The organism is Sorangium sp. So ce295, from assembly GCF_051527405.1.
GTDB lineage: Bacteria > Myxococcota_A > Polyangia > Polyangiales > Polyangiaceae > Sorangium > Sorangium cellulosum_B.
Genome location: NZ_CP150324.1, coordinates 2,544,059 through 2,560,035 on the forward strand (window position 1 = coordinate 2,544,059; position 15,977 = coordinate 2,560,035).

The window sequence follows — 15,977 nt, forward strand, 5'->3', positions numbered from 1 at the left end:
CTATCGGGGCGAGGGGGTCACGATGGCGTGGCGCGGAAGCGCCGGACGCGCGCCGAGCCGGGGCCGCCGTCCTGCGTCGACAGGCCGAGCGCCGTGCGCGCCGGCGCGTGGAGGCGCTGGAGGACGCGATCGAGCAGGCGGAGCGCGCCGTCGCTCATCTTCACGCCGCGCGGCGAGCGGTAGCCGAACGCGACGCCGTCCACGACCTTGTAGGCGTTCTCCGTGGGGGAGGCGGGGCGCATCTCGACGACCAGCGCGCCGTCGCGCGTCTTCATGATGACGACGATCTCGCCCGGGCGCGCCGAGGCCTCCACGAACGTCCACCCGCCGGAGGTCGCCTCCTTGATCCCGAGCTCGAGCACGCGCTGCAAGTCCTGGCCCGCCGGCGCGAGCGTCGTCGCGCCTTCGACCCGGATCTCCGCGCCCGGCGGGACCACGCCGCTGCCGAGCGGCATCGCGGGCCGCCGCATCTCCCGAGGCCCGGGGAACGACCACATGTCCGGCGTGATCTCGCCGCCTTCGCGGTAGGCCATCTCGATGAGGCGGCTGCGCTCGCGAGAGAGCGCGTCCTCGGACCAGCCGAGGCAGGAGCGCATCATCAGCGTGAAGGGGTCGAAGCGGAGCTCGAACGATGCGGGCGCGCGGACCATCAGGTCGTCCGGAAGGACGAGGCTGTGGAAGATGCGGACCTTGCACGGGAGCTCGCGCGCGCGCTCGAGCGTGCGCCGGAACGTGATCGGACCGTCGCCCGGGAGGCCGAGCAGGATGTCCACCTCGATGTCCGTGAACGTCGAGAGCTCCTCGATCACCTTCGCGAACTTCGACTCCCTGAAGGGGCGCTGCGTGCCGTCGCCCGTCTCCTTGTTGAGCGGCGGCAGCCGCGCGTCGAGCGACACGCGCGCGACGCCGCGGAGGAACTCGAGGTGCTCGTCGTGCACGTGCTCGGGATCGATCGATGCCGTCAGCGTCGCCTGCTTGAAGAAGCCGACCTGCTTCTCCGCGGCCACCAAGTTCCGGAACGCCTCCGCGCTCAGGTTGAGAGGGGCGTCGACGATCTGCGCGCCCGGCGCGCCGGCGGCGCGGAGCGCGCTCAGCTCTTCGACGAGGTAGGCCTCGGAGAAGACGCTGCCAGCGTCGCCCGCGGAGACGCCGCACGTCGCGCAGCTCATGCCGCCCCCGCGGCAGATCTCGAGCGGGACGACGCGATCGGTCGGGAGCAGCTTCATCCGGATCGGCGAGGGGAGCGCGTCGGGCGCCACGTGGAGGGGGTCGCCCGTCGAGACCCAGCCGCCGGCGGTGGACACGTGCAGCCCCGGCACGGCGCGCAGCGCATCGGGAGAGCGCTCGCTCAGCCGGACGATGTCCCGGAACGTGAGCTCGTTGCCGTGCACGAGCGCGTCGATGCAAGCGGTGGCGTCGCGCCAGGGCGCGAGCGCGAACATCGCGGGGCGCGCGAGGGGCCCCCAGAGGGCGATCGTGCGCCCCGGCCGGTTGCGCTGCAGGTGGCGCGCGACCTCGATGAACGTGGGGAACGACCAGACGTGCGCGGCGAGGCCGACCACGTCCGCGTCCACGGTCTCGACCTCCGCGACCCACGCGTCGAGATCCCTCGTCTGCGCGTCGATCACGTGGATCGGCACGCCGGCGAGGTCCGGATCGGCGAGCAAGGAGGCCTCGACACGACGGACTCCATGGCTGGACGGCGCTCCCCCACCGTCCGGCATGGTTGGCTCCATCGCGAGCAGCGCGACGCGGCGTTCGCCAGGCATCCATGAGAGTCTACCAGGGTGTCTCCCCTGTCGGGGAGTCCGTTCGCGCTCTCTGTCTGCTCTCGCTCCCCGCCCCCCGGTCGGTTCCTTGCGCCCGGAGTTGCTCCTTCTGCCCGGAGTTGCATCCGGCGCGCAGTCGGGCTTTCATATTGCCCTGGGCGGGAGAGGGGGAACGGAACGTACCGGATCGGCAGACAGCGGCGGACTGTCGGGCTGCGCACTTCGTGGCGTGGTCGCACGTGTGGCGCACCGCGGCGAGCGCCCCGGTGTGTTTGGGCGATCCGTCACACCGGGGCATCACCGAGGTTGCTCGCGCTGCGCTGGCTGCTGGCCAGCGGAGGCTCGGGCAGCGTCGAGCGCCCATCCCGTCCTCCCCCAGCACGGGGAAGAGAGGGCGCGCTGCCCTGGCGAGCGACCCCCGCTACTGAAGAAAGCCGAGGGGAGCCATGTGTGGCAAGCACGTGATCCTGGTTGCGGAGGACGACGTTGACACCGCGACGATGCTGGAAGAGCTCCTGACCCTGGAAGGGTACGAGGTCGAGCTGACCGCCACCGCGCGCGCGGTGCTCGATGCGCTCGCGGAGCGGCGCTTCCACGCGGTCCTCCTCGATCTGACGATGCCAGGCATGACGACGGACCGGTTTGTCTCCGAGATCGAGGGGCTCGGCACGCCCTCGCCCCTCATGATCTTCTCCGCCCGCCTCCCCCACGAGATGCAGGCGATCGCCGAGCGGCTGCATGCGGCCGCGCTCATCCCGAAGCCGGTGGACATCGACGTCCTGCTGGGCACCCTTTCGAAGGTGGTGCTCGGCTCGCTCGGCTCCACAGATATGGACCGTTGACGCTGCCCGTTCGGACCACGTCGCGCGCGCCTCGGGCCGTCGTTCCGGCGGACGCCGGGCTGCTGCGCCCCCCGGCGCCGGTGGTAGGATCGCCGCTCATGACGTGGTGGATGGGGACCAAGCCGCGCTGCGCTCACCCTGGCTGGCCGCAGATCGGGCACAGAGCGGCTTCGCCGGAGCGCCACCGTGCTGTAACATCGGGCTCGACCGCCGACGATCGATCGCCGTAATGCGTACGCCCGACCTCGCCTGCCAGAGCTGCCGGCTCACCCAACGTCGACCCCGCGCGGCTGCGTGGCCGCACGGGCGACGCGGGAGCGGGCTCCGCTCCGAGGCGCCTTTGCGGCGCTGATTGCCGGAGAGAGACGTAGAGAGACGTAGAGAGACCTTCATGAGCCCCCTTCCTCGCAGAAAGAGCCTCATCAAGCGGAACCCGAGCAGGGATTCAGGGCTTTCCCTGTTTCGCCGTGACGTCAGGCTTTCGCATAGTGGTTGATGCACCGTGCCTGCCACTCCCTTGAAGAGGATCCTCGTTGTCGATGACGATCCGGATATTCGAGAGACCCTCGCCGAGCTCCTGCAGGAGGAGGGGTACGCCGTCGCGTCGGCGGCGCACGGCGGCGAGGCGCTCAGCGCGCTGAGAACGGATCCGAGACCCGGGCTCATCCTGCTCGATCTCATGATGCCGATCATGGATGGCTGGCAGTTCAGGGCGGAGCAGAAGAAGGATCCGGAGCTCGCCGCGATCCCGGTGGTGATCATCTCGGCGACGGGCCGCGACGAGTTCGTGTCCTCGCTCGGCGCGGCGCAGTTCCTCAAGAAGCCGATCAACCTCGAGCAGCTGCTCGCCGCGGTCGAACAGCACTGCCGGTGACGGCGCGCCTGTTCGTCTACGGCACGCTGATGCGCGGCGAGCGCGCGCACGCGCTGCTCGGGCGCGCGCGGTGCCTCGGGCCCGCCCGCACGGCCCCGTCGTTCGAGCTCGCCGATCTCGGCGCCTACCCGGCGCTCGTGAGCGGGGGCTCGGTCGCGGTCCTCGGGGAGCTGTACGAGCTGGACCCGGAGGCGCTGCCCTCGCTCGACCTCTACGAGGACTGCCCCGACCTCTTCAGGCGTGAGCCGATCGAGCTTCATGGAGGCGCGCTCTGCGAGGCCTACCTGATGCCCGCAGCGCAGGCGCTGGGGTGGCCTCGGATCGCCTCGGGGGACTGGCGGACACGGCGGCGATGAGCGCGTCAGCCGGGGCCGGCGCGGCGCGCTGGCCGCAGCCCGGGTGGAGCGGCCGGATCGATCTCGGGCGCCGTCCTGTCCTCGACGACGAGCAGCAGGGCAGGGAGCTCACCCTCGTCGGCCTGGAGCCGGAAGGCTGAGAACGAGAGCGTCCTGCGGCCGGCGTGCGCGAGCACGGCCTCGAGGCGGAAGTCGACGAGCGCGGCGCGGCGGTGGAGCACATCCCGGAGCTGCTGCTCCAGCTGCGGGGTGTTCCATCCGGCATCGATGGCCGAGAGCGATCGTCCCTCGATGTCCCCGAGCGGGACCATGAACTGCTCGCAGTAGCGCCGGGTGACCGCCCGGATCCGGAGCTCCCCGTCGAGCAGGAGGAATGGATGGCGCAGCACCTCGAAGACGGCGGAGAGGCGGTCGCGCCCGCCCGCGAGCTCGCGCGCCGCGCGCCTCGGCGCCTCGCTCTCCAGCCAGCAGATCACCGCGCCGTCGACCTCGTCGTCGGTGGTCCGTGAAGGGCGTGCTCGCATGAGATAGCAGCGCCCGTCGCGGTCCTCGACGTGCCGCTCGACGGTGCTCATCTTGCCGAGCACCTCGGCGACGACCGGCGCGATGTCGGCCACGCTCCTCGACTTCACCTCGAGGATGGACCTGCCCACGTCGCTCGCGGCGAGGCCGAGCAGCTTGTCGGCGGCGCCGGCGACCCGGCGGATCCGCAGGTCCGCGTCGACCATCAGCATCGGGATGTTCATGCCGCCGAGGAGCTTGCGCAGCTCGTCGTTGGCGAGGCCGAGCGCGACGTTGCTGCTGCGGAGCTCCTCGTTGATGGTCGTCAGCTCCTGGTTCGCCGACTCGAGCTCGTCGTGGGCGCCCTCGAGCGCGTCGTTCACCCTGTGCAGCTCGTCGTTGCTCGCGAGGATCTCGTCGTTCGTGCACAGGAGCTCTTCGTTCGTCGCCTCGAGCTCATCGATGAGCGACTGGAGGTACTCCCTCGTGGTCACGAGCTCCCTGCGGAGCTGCACGATCTCCAGATCCTTCTGGGCGTCGCTCGGGGCCGGGTCGCTGCCCGGCCGGTCCAGCCGCGCGGCGCCCGACTCGGAGAAGGTGACGAGGAAGCAGCGCCCCTGCGGGAGCCGCACCTTGAGCGGCCAGACCTCGACGTCGACGTACCGGATCTTCTCGTCCTGCCTGACCTTGAGCTGCTCCTTGCGGGCCATCACCCCCGAGGTCATCGACGCGTCGACGGCGGCCCGGATGCCGAGGACGAGCCCCTCTCGGGCCATCTTGAAGAGGTGGAGGCTCGCGTCGCCCGGTGACGGCTCGAGGTAGGGCCCCGTCTTGCCCCGGAACTGGACGATCTGCATCTCCTCGTCCACGACCACGCCGGCGGGGGCATAGCGCGCCATGACGATGGCGTCGGCCTCCTTGCGCACCGCATCCATGCCGAGCCCCTCGGGCTCCCGCGGCCTCTCCGACGCCAGCGCGACCACCGGCGCGCCGGGCAGAGCGGGCGCGGTGAGGGCGAGCGAGTGGGCCGCCTCCGACGCGGCGCGCTTGCAGAAGATCCTGTGGGTCCTGTCCACGACCCCGAACAGATCGGGCGCCGTGGTGAGGCTCTCGGACGAGCCGAGGAGCAGGAAACCCGTGAGCTTGAGGGCCTGGTGGAACGTCTGCAGCAGCCGGCGCTGCAGGCTCGGCTCCAGGTAGATCATCAGGTTGCGGCAGCTTATGAGATCGAGCTTCAGCAGGGGCGGGTCGGCCGCGGCGTTGTGGCGCGAGAAGATGCACAGATCGCGGACCGATTTGTTGACCTGAAAGCCGCCTTGTACCCTGACGAAGAAGCGGCGCAGCCGGCTGGGAGAGACGTCCATCGAGATGCTCTCGATGTAGATCCCGGACCGCGCCTGCTGGATGGCCGCCTCGCTCAGGTCGGTGCCGAAGATCTGAATGGCATGATCGGTCGCGTCGGCTTCGAGGAACTCGAGCAACGAGATCGCGAGAGAGTAGACCTCCTCGCCCGTCGAGCAGCCCGGCACCCAGATGCGAACAGGGGAGTCCTGCGGCCTGCTGTGCATGAGCACCGGGAACACGTGGGTCTTCAGCGCGGCGAAGGCGCCCGGATCGCGGAAGAACGTGGTGACCTTGATGAGGAGGTCCTGGTAGAGATCCTCGATCTCGCCGGGGTGCGCTCTCAAATGATCCAGGTAATCCTGGAGGGTGGCGAGCCGATGGAGCGTCATTCGCCGCTGGATGCGCCGCCTCAGGGTGCTCTTCTTGTACTGGCTGAAGTCGACGCCCACCGCGGCGTGAAGCAGCCGAAGGAGCTTGCTGAGATCGGGGTCCATGCCGAGGGGCGCACCCTGCCTGAGCCATGGAGCGAGCACGTGCCCGGGGCGACCCATCCGCACGAGCTCCGCCGCGATCTCCTCGACGCTGAGGACGAAGTCGACGCCTCCCGCCGCGATGGCGCTCCGCGGGAGCGCCGGCCGCTCCGCGCCGCGCGGGTTCTCCGCGAAGGTGACCCCGCCCTCGGCCTTCACGTCCTTCAGCCCCAGCGCGCCGTCGCTCCCGGCGCCGGACAGCACGACGGCCACCGCGCCCGACCCCAGCTCGCCCGCGAGCGAGCGCAGGAAGAGATCGCCAGGGCCCGGGCCGCCCTCGCCCCGCGGCGCGAGCTCGACGCGGAGCCCCGCCAGCGTCGCCTGCGCCTCCGGGGGCAGGACCTGGACGCGACCCGGCGCGAGCTTCATCCCCGATCGGAGCTCGGCAACAGGGAGAGAGCTGCTCTGCGCCACGAGCTCGAGGAGGGGGAGCTCCCCTGGATCTGCGCTGTAGATCAGGACGAGAGAGAGGCTGGTATCTCTGCTGGGCAACCGCCGGAGGAGCTCCGCGATCGCGCCGCGTCCGCCGGCCGAAGCGACGACACAGACGACGGGAAAGCGCAGCTCACCCTCGGGGCGCGGCTCGCCCGCCGCGGGGCTCTCGCCGGCGTCCTCGGGCGGGACCGGCGCGCGCCCCGGCGCGGATGCCCTGCCGGCCTGGGGCGCGGCGTCGCTCGGGCCCGGTGCCCCGAGTTGCGTCCGGCGTGACTTCTTCTGTTCGGGCATTGTTGGCTTGAACGGTTGGGCGCGCTCTCACGCGTCTCGCGACGGCGGGAGCCTGACAGGGACTAAGCCAAGGTTCCGGTGGGCGGTCCGTCAACGATGGCTGTCGTCGTCCATGTCGCGCATGGGACACGGCGCCTCACGGTCATCTCACCCTATCAGCGCGCGCCTTCCAGGCGCTTCAGGAGTTGCTCGAGCCGCTCGATGATGTGTGCGGATCGGTCGGATACCATTCGGGCAGAATCGTTGAGCCTCATCCGTGCCATTTCGTCCATCCTCCCGCCGGGCTGGAGCCTTGTCATGGCCTCCAGCGCGGCGTCATGGTGCGCTCGGGCGACCTGGGCTGCCGCCATCGCGCGGCGCAGGCGCACGCGCGGCGGCTCCAGGTTCTCGACCCCGGACCACCTCCTCTCCGGTGAGACGTGCCGCGCCTCGCCCTCGGCTCGCGCCATGGGCTCGGCGGGTGCCGCGAGCACCTCGGACGCCGCGAGCAGCGCGGGAGCCTGCGCCCCTTGCAGCGATCGATCCACCTCGTCGTTTCCAGCGTCCTGCGTGCGCTCCGCGCGCTTGCCATCGGTCGGAAGGCGGAGATTGACGCTGATCTGCTGATCCTCCGCGTGCCCCGCGGCGTCCTCCCACCCCCGTTCGTCGACGATCTGCTTCGTCGCGTCGTTGACGAGGAAGACCTGATCGGCGTCGTGGAACCGCTCTGCCCGCAAGGCCTGCAGCGCAGACCGGGCCGTCTCGAGCGAGCGGATGTGCTTCGTGAGCGCGAGCCGCCTGCCCCGGAAGCGAACGTAAATGCTGTAGCTGGTCTGGGGCGCCATTTCTATCGCCTCGTGGGCCCGGTCGCGTCATGCGGTGTCTGCGCTCTCGACAGCAGCTTCCGGAGTGCAGCTCGCCATGGCGCCGGGCCGAGCGGGCGAGCCCCCCGCTCCATGAGATTCTCACGGATCTCTCGCCGTGAGCCCAGGGCGCGAGTCCTCGGCGCTCGTCCTGCTTGCGGTCTCACGCCTCCGGTACCGCCGTCAGCAGCACCAGCCTCCCGGCGGTCTGCTCGGCTGTTCTGCAGGCGGCGCGCACGAGCTGCCACTCTGCCTTCACGAGCTCCGCCATGAGCGACCTGTCCTGACACAGGGCTTTGCTCAGCGACTCCTCGGCCTCTTCGCCGAAGGACAGCACGCGTATCGCGATGGCGAGCGCAAAGTCCTTGGTCAGCCGGACGCGCAGGTCGACGTCCGGCGTGGACACGTGGAGCGCGTGCTCGGCGAGGGCGACCTCGATCCTGTCCGCAATCGACCTTGCGGTGTCCGCACGCCACTGGATCGAGCGGCAGGTCTGCCGGAGCAGCTCCTGGATTAACCGTCCATCACGACCCGTCTTTATGCCCATTCCGCCCCCTCGACAGTTCCGTTCTTCTGCGGAGAGCCGTCCAGAGAGTGCCTGCGACCGGCCAGAGCGCGCGACGGCCAGCCTGGTGCGATTGAACGAGCAGGACCGCTCCCCAAGGCTGCGCTCCTCCCGAGTTGCCCGAACGGTTCCCCCGCCGGCTCCCCGCTTCACCCCCTCACTGTCCCGCCGAAAATCCCGTTGACTGCTAGCTGTAGCCCAGCTGCTGCCCGACCGACCGCTAGGGCGATATGGAATCGCTTGTCAGGGATTCCCTGTAAGCCGTCCTGGCACCGCTGAGCGTCCGGCAGTTCTATTCAGGCAAAGCCCTACACCTAGGTCGCCCAGTTCACCTAGGTCGCCTTGGCCTTGGAGCGCCGGCGCTCGCTGCTCGACGCTGAGGCAGGCGGCGGGGCGGCGGTCTGCCGCGCGCTGCGCGGGGGGGCTTCCATGACCGACAGGTCAGCGACGGCGCGCACCTCCGGGGCGAGCAGGCCGTGCGTGAAGAGCTGGAGCACCTGCGCGGCCCAGGCGGCGATGTCTGGCCTGGACGGCGCGTCGATGAGCTTGCGCACCAGGCGATCGAAGGCGCCGGAGATGAGCGCGGCGATGACGCTGGGCTCCAGATCGCGCCGGTAGAGGCCGATGTCGATCGCGTACCGGACGCGGCCCTCCACCTGCCGCGCGACGCGCTGGGCGAACTCGTCGATCAGGTAGGCGTACGGGGTCCCACCGCCTCCCGCCAGCATCATCCTGAGGAGCGCCCGGTTCTGCCAGCAGAACTCGAGCACCTCGAGGTCGTGGGCGAGGACCCGCTTGAAGTACTCGTTCACCGACGCTCGCTCGGCCTCGAAGACGATGGGCGGCGGCTCCACGCAGTCGGCGAGGCGCGCGATGAAGGTCTCGACGATCTGCTTGAAGCAGTCGTCCTTGCTCTGGAAGTGCAGGTAGAACGCGCCCTTCGAGACGCCTGCGCGCTCGGTGATGTCCTCGACCCTCGCGGCGGCCAGGCCGCGCTCGGTGAAGGCAGCCTCGGCGGCGCGGAGCAGCTCGATCCGGGCGCGGCGATCGGCAAGGCGGGGCATTCTGACTGGTCGGTCAACGTCGGAGGACCGGGGCACTATGGGAAGGCTCCCGGAAGCCGTCAAGACGCTCGTCGGCCGCGCTCCTCGCGACGCGGCGCGTTCGACCGCGCCGCGTCGCCCATGGCACGAGCGATGCTGCGGAGGCGGTCATGGCGACCGTGGCGAGACGAAATGCAGCAGGGCGCGGGGTCGGCGAGGCGACGGCGTCGGCTCTCGTCCCCAGCCCTCCTTCGTTGCCGAGCCTGCGCGAGGCCGCCGCGCGGTGCCGGGCGTGTCCGCTCTGGGAGCGCGGGACGCAGACGGTGTTCGGCGAGGGCGCGGCGCGATCGGACGTGCTCCTCGTCGGCGAACAGCCGGGCGACAAGGAGGACCTGGCCGGCAAGCCGTTCGTGGGTCCGGCGGGGCAGCTGCTCGATCGCGCGCTCGAGGCGGCGGGGATCGAGCGGCGCCGGGCGTACGTGACCAACGTGGTGAAGCACTTCAAGTGGGAGCCGCGCGGCAAGCGCCGCATCCACATGAAGCCGGACGCGCGCGAGATCCGCGCGTGCCTGCCGTGGCTCGCCGCGGAGATCGCGGTTGTGCAGCCGGCGATCGTGGTATGCCTCGGCGCGACGGCGGCGCAGGCGCTGCTCGGCGGCTCGTTCCGGGTCACGCGTGAGCGCGGCAGGATCGTCGCCTCGCCGCTCGCGCCGCGCGTGCTGGCGACCGTGCACCCCGCGTCGATCCTCCGCATGCCAGACGAAGCGACGAGGCGAGCCGAGCTCTCCCGCTTCATCGAGGATCTCACCGTGGCGGCGCGCGCGCTCGGCTGAGCCGGCGCGCGCCGCCTCCTCGCGAGGCGCGCTCTCGATGGAGTAGGATTCGCCCGCGATGACGATGAGCCCACGACCGGTCCCTGCCGCTGAGCGCCCCGCGTCCTCTCCGATGGCCGAGCGCGCCCACCTGGGGAGCTCGAAGAAGATGTGGCCGCTGATGCTGGCGGCGCTCGGGGTCGTCTACGGCGACATCGGGACGAGCCCGCTCTACGCGATGAAGGAGTGCTTCAGCCCCAGCAGCCCGCACCACGTCGCTCCGACGCCCGAGAACGTGCTCGGGGTGCTCTCGCTGATGTTCTGGTCGTTGATGATGGTGGTGACCGTCAAGTACGTGACGTTCATCACGCGGGCCGACAACGAGGGCGCGGGCGGCATCCTCGCGCTGCTCGCGCTCGTCCCGAGCGGCGATCGCAAGGGCGAGGGCCGCGGCCTCCTCGTGCTCCTCGTCCTCGTCGGCGCGGCGCTCCTCTATGGCGACGGCGTGATCACGCCTGCGATCTCGGTGCTCTCGGCCGTGGAGGGCCTCGATGTCGCGATCCCGAAGCTGGACCCTGCCGTCGTGCCGATCCTCACCTGCGGCGTGCTGCTCGCCGTGTTCCTCGTGCAGAAGCGCGGCACCGCCGGGGTCGGGTCGATCTTCGGGCCGGTGACGCTCGTGTGGTTTGTCACGCTCGTGCTGCTCGGGGCCAAGGAGCTCATCAGCAGCCCCGGAGTGCTCCGGGCCGTCTCACCGACCTACGCGGTGAGCTTCTTTGTCGAGAACCAACTGCATGGCTTCCTGATCCTCGGCGCGGTCGTCCTCTGCATCACGGGCGGCGAGGCGCTGTACGCCGACATGGGGCATTTCGGCCGCGTTCCGATCAAATACACCTGGTACACGATCGTCTGGCCCGGGCTGCTCATCAATTATTTCGGCCAGGGCGCCAAGCTCCTCGCGGACCCCACCGCGGCGGCGAACCCGTTCTATGCGCTCGTCCCGTCGTGGGCGCTCTACCCCACGGTGGCGATCGCCACCGCGGCGACGGTCGTCGCGTCCCAGGCGCTCATCTCCGGGGCCTTCTCGCTGACCCAGCAGGCGGTGCAGCTCGGGTATTTCCCGCGTGTCACGGTGGTCCACACGTCGAAGGACGAGGCGGGGCAGATCTACATTCCCGAGGTGAACAGCGGGCTCCTGATCTCGTGCATCGTGCTGGTCCTCACCTTCAAGAACTCGAGCGCGCTCGCTGCTGCCTACGGCATCGCCGTCACGGGGACGATGGGGATCACCACGGTGGTCTATTACGTGGTCACCCGGAAGACGTGGGGTTGGCCGGTCTGGAAATCGCTCCCGCTGGCCGGGCTCTTCCTGGTGATCGATCTCGCGTTCTTCGCGGCGAACAGCGCCAAGTTCTTCCACGGGGGCTGGGTGCCCATCGTGATGGGCGCGGCGATCTTCACGGTGATGACGACCTGGAAGACGGGGCGCAAGCACCTCGCCGAGGCGATCAAGTCGGCGATCTTGCCGCTCGACATGTTCCTCGAGGACGTGAAGCGCGTGAAGCCGCACCGGGTGCGCGGGACGGCGGTCTTCATGGCGTCGAGCCCGGAGGGCACGCCGCCGATCCTGCTGCACCACGTGAAGCACAACCAGGTGCTGCACGAGCAGGTGGTGCTCCTCTCGATCCAGGTGACGAACGTGCCGGAAGTGCCGGCGGAGCGGCGCACGACGGTGATCCCGCGGGGGGAGGGGATCTACCAGGTCACCGCGTGTTACGGCTTCATGCAGACGCCGAACGCGCCGTCGGTGCTCGAGGGGTGCAAGCGGCACGGGCTCGACATCGATCTCGGGAGGACGAGCTACTACCTCGGCAGGGAGACGCTGCTGACGACCGGGCGCTCGAAGATGTCCCGGTGGCGCAAGGGGCTGTTCGCCTTCATCTCGCGGAACGCGCGGCCGGCGACGGCGTACTTCGGTCTGCCGCCGAACCGGGTGGTCGAGCTCGGAATGCAGGTCGATTTTTAGGGACGGGCGCGGGGCTCAGGGCCCCGTGTACCGGGCGCGCGGCCGGAGCATGTACCCCGCCTCCCGCTGCTCGAACGCGTGGGCGATCCACCCGGCGGCGCGCCCCACCGCGAAGAGCGCCGCCGCCGTGCCGGCCGGCAGGCCGAGCGCGGCCGCGATCGCGACGAGGCCCAGGTCGAGCGACGGAGGATCGAGGCCGGCGTCGCGCAGCGCGTCGACGAGCGCGAGCACCGTGCGCAAGGCCGCGCTCTGCGGGGCGAGCGCGCGGGCCGTGTCGATCAGCAGCTGGGCGCGGGGGTCGCCCTCGGGGTAGAGCCTGTGCCCGACGCCGGCGATGGGCTCGCCGCGGCGCAGCCGCTCGTGGACCGCGGCGGCGGCGCGCTCGGGCCGGCCTGCCTCGGCGACCAGGGCCTCCACCCGGTCCGTCATGCCGCCGTGCCTCGGGCCGGAGAGCGCGGCGAGCCCCGCGCTGACGCAGGCGTAGAGGTCGGCGCCGGTGGAGGCGGCCACCCGGACCGCGAACGTCGAGGCGTTCAGCTCGTGATCGGCCGAGACCAGGAGCGCGCGGTTCACGGCGCGCTCGGCCTTCTTCGAGGGGTTCGCGCCGAGGGCGAGGAGCAGCCGCCGCGCCGCCCCGTCGGCCTCGAGGGCGTCGGTCGCCCTGCGCGCGTCCCGCCCGAGGCCCACGAGCGCCGCGAGCGATCGCACGAGGGCCCGCGCCCGCGCGCGCTCCGCGTCGCCCGTGGGGATGCGCCCGTCGCCCGAGGGCGCGCCCACGTGGCGGGTCGCGTCGTGCGCGCCGAGCGCGGGCACCACGAGCGCGAGCGCGACGAACGGCGGCGCGCCCTCCGGCAGGAGCGCCGCGAGCTTGGCCGGGCGGACGCTCAGCCGGCCTGGCCGCGCAGTCGGCGCGCCCTCCGCCGGCAGCTCGCCGGTCCAGAGCAGCTCGGCGACCGCCTCGAAGGGCACGTCGTCGAGCGCCAGCGCGACCGCCTCCTTGCCCCGGTAGACGGGCCCGCGCGGGCCGATCGCCGTGAGCGCCGACTCGAGCACCGGCTCGCCCCACCGGAGCGCCTCGGCGGCGACCGGGCCGTGGCCGGCGCGCGCGTCGTGCCGCGCCTTGAGCCGCTCGATGTCCGCCCGGAGATAGAGCCGCGCGCGCCCTCGCCCGCCGGGCACCCCCCGGAGCACGCCCCGGCTCGCGTACGCGTAGAGCGTCTCCCGCTTCACGCCGAGCAGCTCCGCCGCCTCGGCGCCGGTCACGTACGCCGAGGGCCGCTGACCGGAGTCAGGTAGATCCACCATGAGCGCCCATCCACGTTGCATCCATGCTGTCTTCCGATGCACGAGGCGCCAGCGTCGCGCGCGCCGACGACACACGTCCCTCCTAGCACCGCCCTCCTCGGCGTCCTCCGGGATTCTTCCTCGACGCGCTTCGAGGCCGTGCATGGTTGATTGTACAATCAAGGTTGATCAACCTCGTGCGGTGCCCAAGATGTCGTCAGCGGAGGTGATCGGAATGAGGGATGTGGCGGCGCCGCTCGCGAGCGGCCTGGAGGGCGTGGTGGTGGCGGAGACGCGGCTCTCGGAGGTGGACGGAGAGCGGGGGAGGCTCACCCTCGCGGGCCACGACGTCGAGGAGCTCGCCGGCGGCGGCGGGGTGACCTTCGAGGACGCGTGCGGGCTGCTCTGGGGCGGCGCGCTGCCCGGGGCGGCGGAGCGGGAGTCGCTCCGGCGAGCGATCGCCGAGGGGCGGACGAGGGCCTTCGCGCTGCTCGGGCGGCTCGGGGACGCGCTCCAGGCGGGCGACGGGATGGATGCGATCCGAGCGGCGGTCGCGCACCTCTCGGGCGACGTCCCGCCCGCGGCGATCGCCGGGGCGGTCGCGACGTTCGCGGCGGCGTGGGCGCGGCGCTGCGCGGGGGAGGCGCCGGTCGCGCCCGATCCGGCGCTCCGGCTCTCGGCCGACTACCTGCGCATGGCGCGGGGGGCTGCGGCGAGCGAGGCCGAGGCGCGCGAGCTCGACACGTACCTCGTGACGGTCTCGGATCACGGCATGAACGCGTCCACCTTCACCGCGCGCGTGGTCACCTCGACGGGGTCGGACGCGATCTCGGCGGTGGTCGCGGCGATCGGCGCGCTGAAGGGGCCGCTCCACGGCGGCGCGCCCGGGCCGGTCCTCGACATGCTGGACGCGGTCGCGGCGAAGGCGGGCGAGGGCGGCGCGCCGGCCCCGGGCTGCGCCGAGCGCTGGATCCAGGCCGAGCTCGCGGCGGGCCGGCGGATCATGGGCATGGGCCACCGGATCTACCGGGTGAGGGATCCGCGGGCGGCGGTGCTGGAGCGGGCGATCGAGCGGCTCGAGCGGACGGCAGGCGGCGCGCGGAGCGCACGGCTCGCGCTGGCGCGCGAGGTCGAGCGGGCGGCCGAGGCCGCGCTCAGCGCGCGGCACCCGGAGCGCCCGCTGCGCGCGAACGTCGAGTTCTACACGGCGGTGCTGCTCGACGCGCTCGGACTGCCACGCGCGCTCTTCGCGCCGACCTTCGCGGTGGGCAGGGTCGCGGGCTGGTGCGCGCACATCGACGAGCAACGGCGCGCGGGGCGGCTCATTCGCCCGAGCTCACGCTACATCGGGGGCGTCCCTAGAGCGGCAGCTCCGCCGCATTGAGGCGTCGGGCCCGCCGCGCGCGCGGCGGGGCTGCTGGCAGGAGCGCTCATCGTCGCCGGCCATGAGGTCGACCTGCCCAAGTCGGACTTATTGAAGAGTCCGTGACGGCATTCGCTTCCTCCCCGTCGTCCTGCCATCCGATCCGCACAGAAATTGCCGGAGAGGCCGTTCCACAGCCCTGGAAGGACAAAAGGAGAACGCGCCGGGCGCGGGTAGGACGTTGTTCGTCCTGCAAAGTTGGCAGCCTCGCGGGGCACTGTTATCGTGTTCAGTATGTCGTCCGCCGCTCTTGCCGCTCCGCTTGCCCGGGACCTCCTGCGCCATACCCTCCCCGAGTTCGAAGCGCGCGCCAAGACGCTCCCGCTCGGCCTGCGGGAAATCAACGACGCGCTCCCGGAAGGGGGGCTGCCGCGCGGGGGGGTGGTGGAGCTCGCCGCGCCGCGGGGGCTGGGGCGCTCCACCTCGCTCGCCCTCTCCGCGTGCGCGTCGGCGCAAGCGGAGGCGCGGCTGCGCGGGACGAGCGCGACGGCGGGGGCGTGGTGCGCGTGGATCGATCCGAGCGGCTCGCTCTACGCGCCGGCGGTCGCGCGCGCGCAGGTCGATCTGAGCCGGCTGCTCGTGGTGCGGCCCCCGCCGGAGGTGCTCGCGAAGGTCGCGGTCCGGATGGCGATGAGCCGGGCGTTCGCGGTGCTCGTGATCGACGTGGCCGGGGTCCCGGGGGCCTTCGGCCAGGGCGCTGGGAAGGGGGAGCGGAGCGCGCCCGGGGCGGGGCGCCGCGAGGAGGACCTCGCGCGCTGGGTCAACGTGGTGCGCAAGCTCGCCCTGGCGATCGAGGGGAGCGACGGGACGATCCTGCTCCTCACGGATCGCCAGGCGGCGCGGCCGATGCCCTTGCCGGTCGCGATGCGGCTGGAGCTAGAGCAGGTCGCCGAGAACCGGTTGATGGTCCGCGTCGCCAAGGACCGCCGAGGGCGCGTGACCTCGCCGACCCCGGTGGTGCTCGGGGAGCGGCCCGGGGACAGGGCAGAGCGGACGGCGGGCGGCGAGCCGCGGCCCGCGCTGTCGCGGGCGTGAGGGAG

General features: G+C 71.6%; 13 protein-coding genes. 7 read left to right on the forward strand and 6 right to left on the reverse strand.

Annotated features, from left to right (window positions below; genetic code table 11):
• Nucleotides 1-17 precede the first annotated feature (17 nt).
• Entirely contained in the window at nt 18-1,769 is a 1,752-nt protein-coding gene (locus tag WMF11_RS09715) for an oxidoreductase (RefSeq protein WP_437977258.1), read from the reverse strand.
• Nucleotides 1,770-2,215: 446 nt separating this feature from the next.
• Here WMF11_RS09715 and WMF11_RS09720 point away from each other — a divergent pair, with 446 nt between their 5' ends.
• The 3 genes from WMF11_RS09720 (at nt 2,216) to WMF11_RS09730 (ending at nt 3,841) form a co-directional block, all read left to right on the forward strand.
• Nucleotides 2,216-2,611 carry a response regulator gene (locus WMF11_RS09720; protein WP_437551228.1) on the forward strand — a complete coding sequence of 132 codons (396 nt, stop codon included), beginning with the start codon at nt 2,216-2,218 and terminating at the stop codon, nt 2,609-2,611.
• A 517-nt stretch (nt 2,612-3,128) separates the two neighbouring features.
• The gene (locus tag WMF11_RS09725; RefSeq protein ID WP_044964390.1) at nt 3,129-3,485 is read left to right on the forward strand and encodes a response regulator; all 357 of its coding nucleotides are present in this window, start codon (nt 3,129-3,131) and stop codon (nt 3,483-3,485) included.
• Nucleotides 3,482-3,841 carry a gamma-glutamylcyclotransferase family protein gene (locus WMF11_RS09730; protein ID WP_437908143.1) on the forward strand — a complete coding sequence of 120 codons (360 nt, stop codon included), beginning with the start codon at nt 3,482-3,484 and terminating at the stop codon, nt 3,839-3,841. Before WMF11_RS09725 ends, WMF11_RS09730 begins: the two co-directional genes overlap by 4 nt.
• 5 nt (nt 3,842-3,846) lie before the next feature.
• Here the strand turns inward: WMF11_RS09730 and WMF11_RS09735 are convergent, their stop codons facing one another.
• From WMF11_RS09735 to WMF11_RS09750, 4 genes are all read right to left on the reverse strand, one after another.
• Nucleotides 3,847-6,942 (reverse strand): CheR family methyltransferase, encoded by a 3,096-nt coding sequence (locus tag WMF11_RS09735; RefSeq protein WP_437977259.1) that lies wholly within the window; start codon nt 6,940-6,942, stop codon nt 3,847-3,849.
• 155 nt (nt 6,943-7,097) lie between these two features.
• The gene (locus tag WMF11_RS09740; RefSeq protein WP_437977260.1) at nt 7,098-7,766 is read right to left on the reverse strand and encodes a hypothetical protein; all 669 of its coding nucleotides are present in this window, start codon (nt 7,764-7,766) and stop codon (nt 7,098-7,100) included.
• 181 nt (nt 7,767-7,947) lie between these two features.
• Entirely contained in the window at nt 7,948-8,331 is a 384-nt protein-coding gene (locus WMF11_RS09745; protein WP_437977261.1) for a hypothetical protein, read from the reverse strand.
• A 350-nt stretch (nt 8,332-8,681) separates the two neighbouring features.
• The gene (locus tag WMF11_RS09750; protein ID WP_437908151.1) at nt 8,682-9,413 is read right to left on the reverse strand and encodes a TetR/AcrR family transcriptional regulator; all 732 of its coding nucleotides are present in this window, start codon (nt 9,411-9,413) and stop codon (nt 8,682-8,684) included.
• Nucleotides 9,414-9,562: 149 nt separating this feature from the next.
• Here WMF11_RS09750 and WMF11_RS09755 point away from each other — a divergent pair, with 149 nt between their 5' ends.
• Together WMF11_RS09755 and WMF11_RS09760 are read left to right on the forward strand one after the other, a co-directional pair.
• Nucleotides 9,563-10,225 carry a UdgX family uracil-DNA binding protein gene (locus tag WMF11_RS09755; RefSeq protein WP_437908153.1) on the forward strand — a complete coding sequence of 221 codons (663 nt, stop codon included), beginning with the start codon at nt 9,563-9,565 and terminating at the stop codon, nt 10,223-10,225.
• A gap of 58 nt (nt 10,226-10,283) precedes the next feature.
• Nucleotides 10,284-12,230 carry a potassium transporter Kup gene (locus WMF11_RS09760; RefSeq protein ID WP_437977262.1) on the forward strand — a complete coding sequence of 649 codons (1,947 nt, stop codon included), beginning with the start codon at nt 10,284-10,286 and terminating at the stop codon, nt 12,228-12,230.
• A gap of 15 nt (nt 12,231-12,245) precedes the next feature.
• On the opposite strand, the gene WMF11_RS09765 is transcribed toward WMF11_RS09760, so the two are convergent.
• The gene (locus WMF11_RS09765; RefSeq protein WP_437977263.1) at nt 12,246-13,535 is read right to left on the reverse strand and encodes a citrate synthase family protein; all 1,290 of its coding nucleotides are present in this window, start codon (nt 13,533-13,535) and stop codon (nt 12,246-12,248) included.
• 214 nt (nt 13,536-13,749) lie between these two features.
• Between WMF11_RS09765 and WMF11_RS09770 the strand changes: the two genes are divergently transcribed.
• Both WMF11_RS09770 and WMF11_RS09775 read left to right on the forward strand, forming a co-directional pair.
• On the forward strand, nt 13,750-14,898 hold the full coding sequence (locus tag WMF11_RS09770) for a citrate synthase (protein ID WP_437977264.1): 1,149 nt from the start codon (nt 13,750-13,752) through the stop codon (nt 14,896-14,898).
• A 273-nt stretch (nt 14,899-15,171) separates the two neighbouring features.
• Entirely contained in the window at nt 15,172-15,972 is an 801-nt protein-coding gene (locus WMF11_RS09775; RefSeq protein WP_231864756.1) for a recombinase A, read from the forward strand.
• Nucleotides 15,973-15,977: the final 5 nt, after the last annotated feature.

Bases quoted from the DNA above. Each gene is read 5' to 3' on its own strand.
- WMF11_RS09770 (WP_437977264.1), top strand. From the start codon at position 13,750: ATGAGGGATGTGGCGGCGCCGCTCGCGAGCGGCCTGGAGGGCGTGGTG.
- WMF11_RS09740 (WP_437977260.1), bottom strand. From the start codon at position 7,766: ATGGCGCCCCAGACCAGCTACAGCATTTACGTTCGCTTCCGGGGCAGG.
- WMF11_RS09750 (WP_437908151.1), bottom strand. From the start codon at position 9,413: ATGCCCCGCCTTGCCGATCGCCGCGCCCGGATCGAGCTGCTCCGCGCC.
- WMF11_RS09755 (WP_437908153.1), top strand. From the start codon at position 9,563: ATGGCGACCGTGGCGAGACGAAATGCAGCAGGGCGCGGGGTCGGCGAG.
- WMF11_RS09745 (WP_437977261.1), bottom strand. From the start codon at position 8,331: ATGGGCATAAAGACGGGTCGTGATGGACGGTTAATCCAGGAGCTGCTC.
- WMF11_RS09715 (WP_437977258.1), bottom strand. From the start codon at position 1,769: ATGCCTGGCGAACGCCGCGTCGCGCTGCTCGCGATGGAGCCAACCATG.
- WMF11_RS09765 (WP_437977263.1), bottom strand. From the start codon at position 13,535: ATGGTGGATCTACCTGACTCCGGTCAGCGGCCCTCGGCGTACGTGACC.
- WMF11_RS09735 (WP_437977259.1), bottom strand. From the start codon at position 6,942: ATGCCCGAACAGAAGAAGTCACGCCGGACGCAACTCGGGGCACCGGGC.
- WMF11_RS09720 (WP_437551228.1), top strand. From the start codon at position 2,216: ATGTGTGGCAAGCACGTGATCCTGGTTGCGGAGGACGACGTTGACACC.
- WMF11_RS09760 (WP_437977262.1), top strand. From the start codon at position 10,284: ATGACGATGAGCCCACGACCGGTCCCTGCCGCTGAGCGCCCCGCGTCC.
- WMF11_RS09775 (WP_231864756.1), top strand. From the start codon at position 15,172: ATGTCGTCCGCCGCTCTTGCCGCTCCGCTTGCCCGGGACCTCCTGCGC.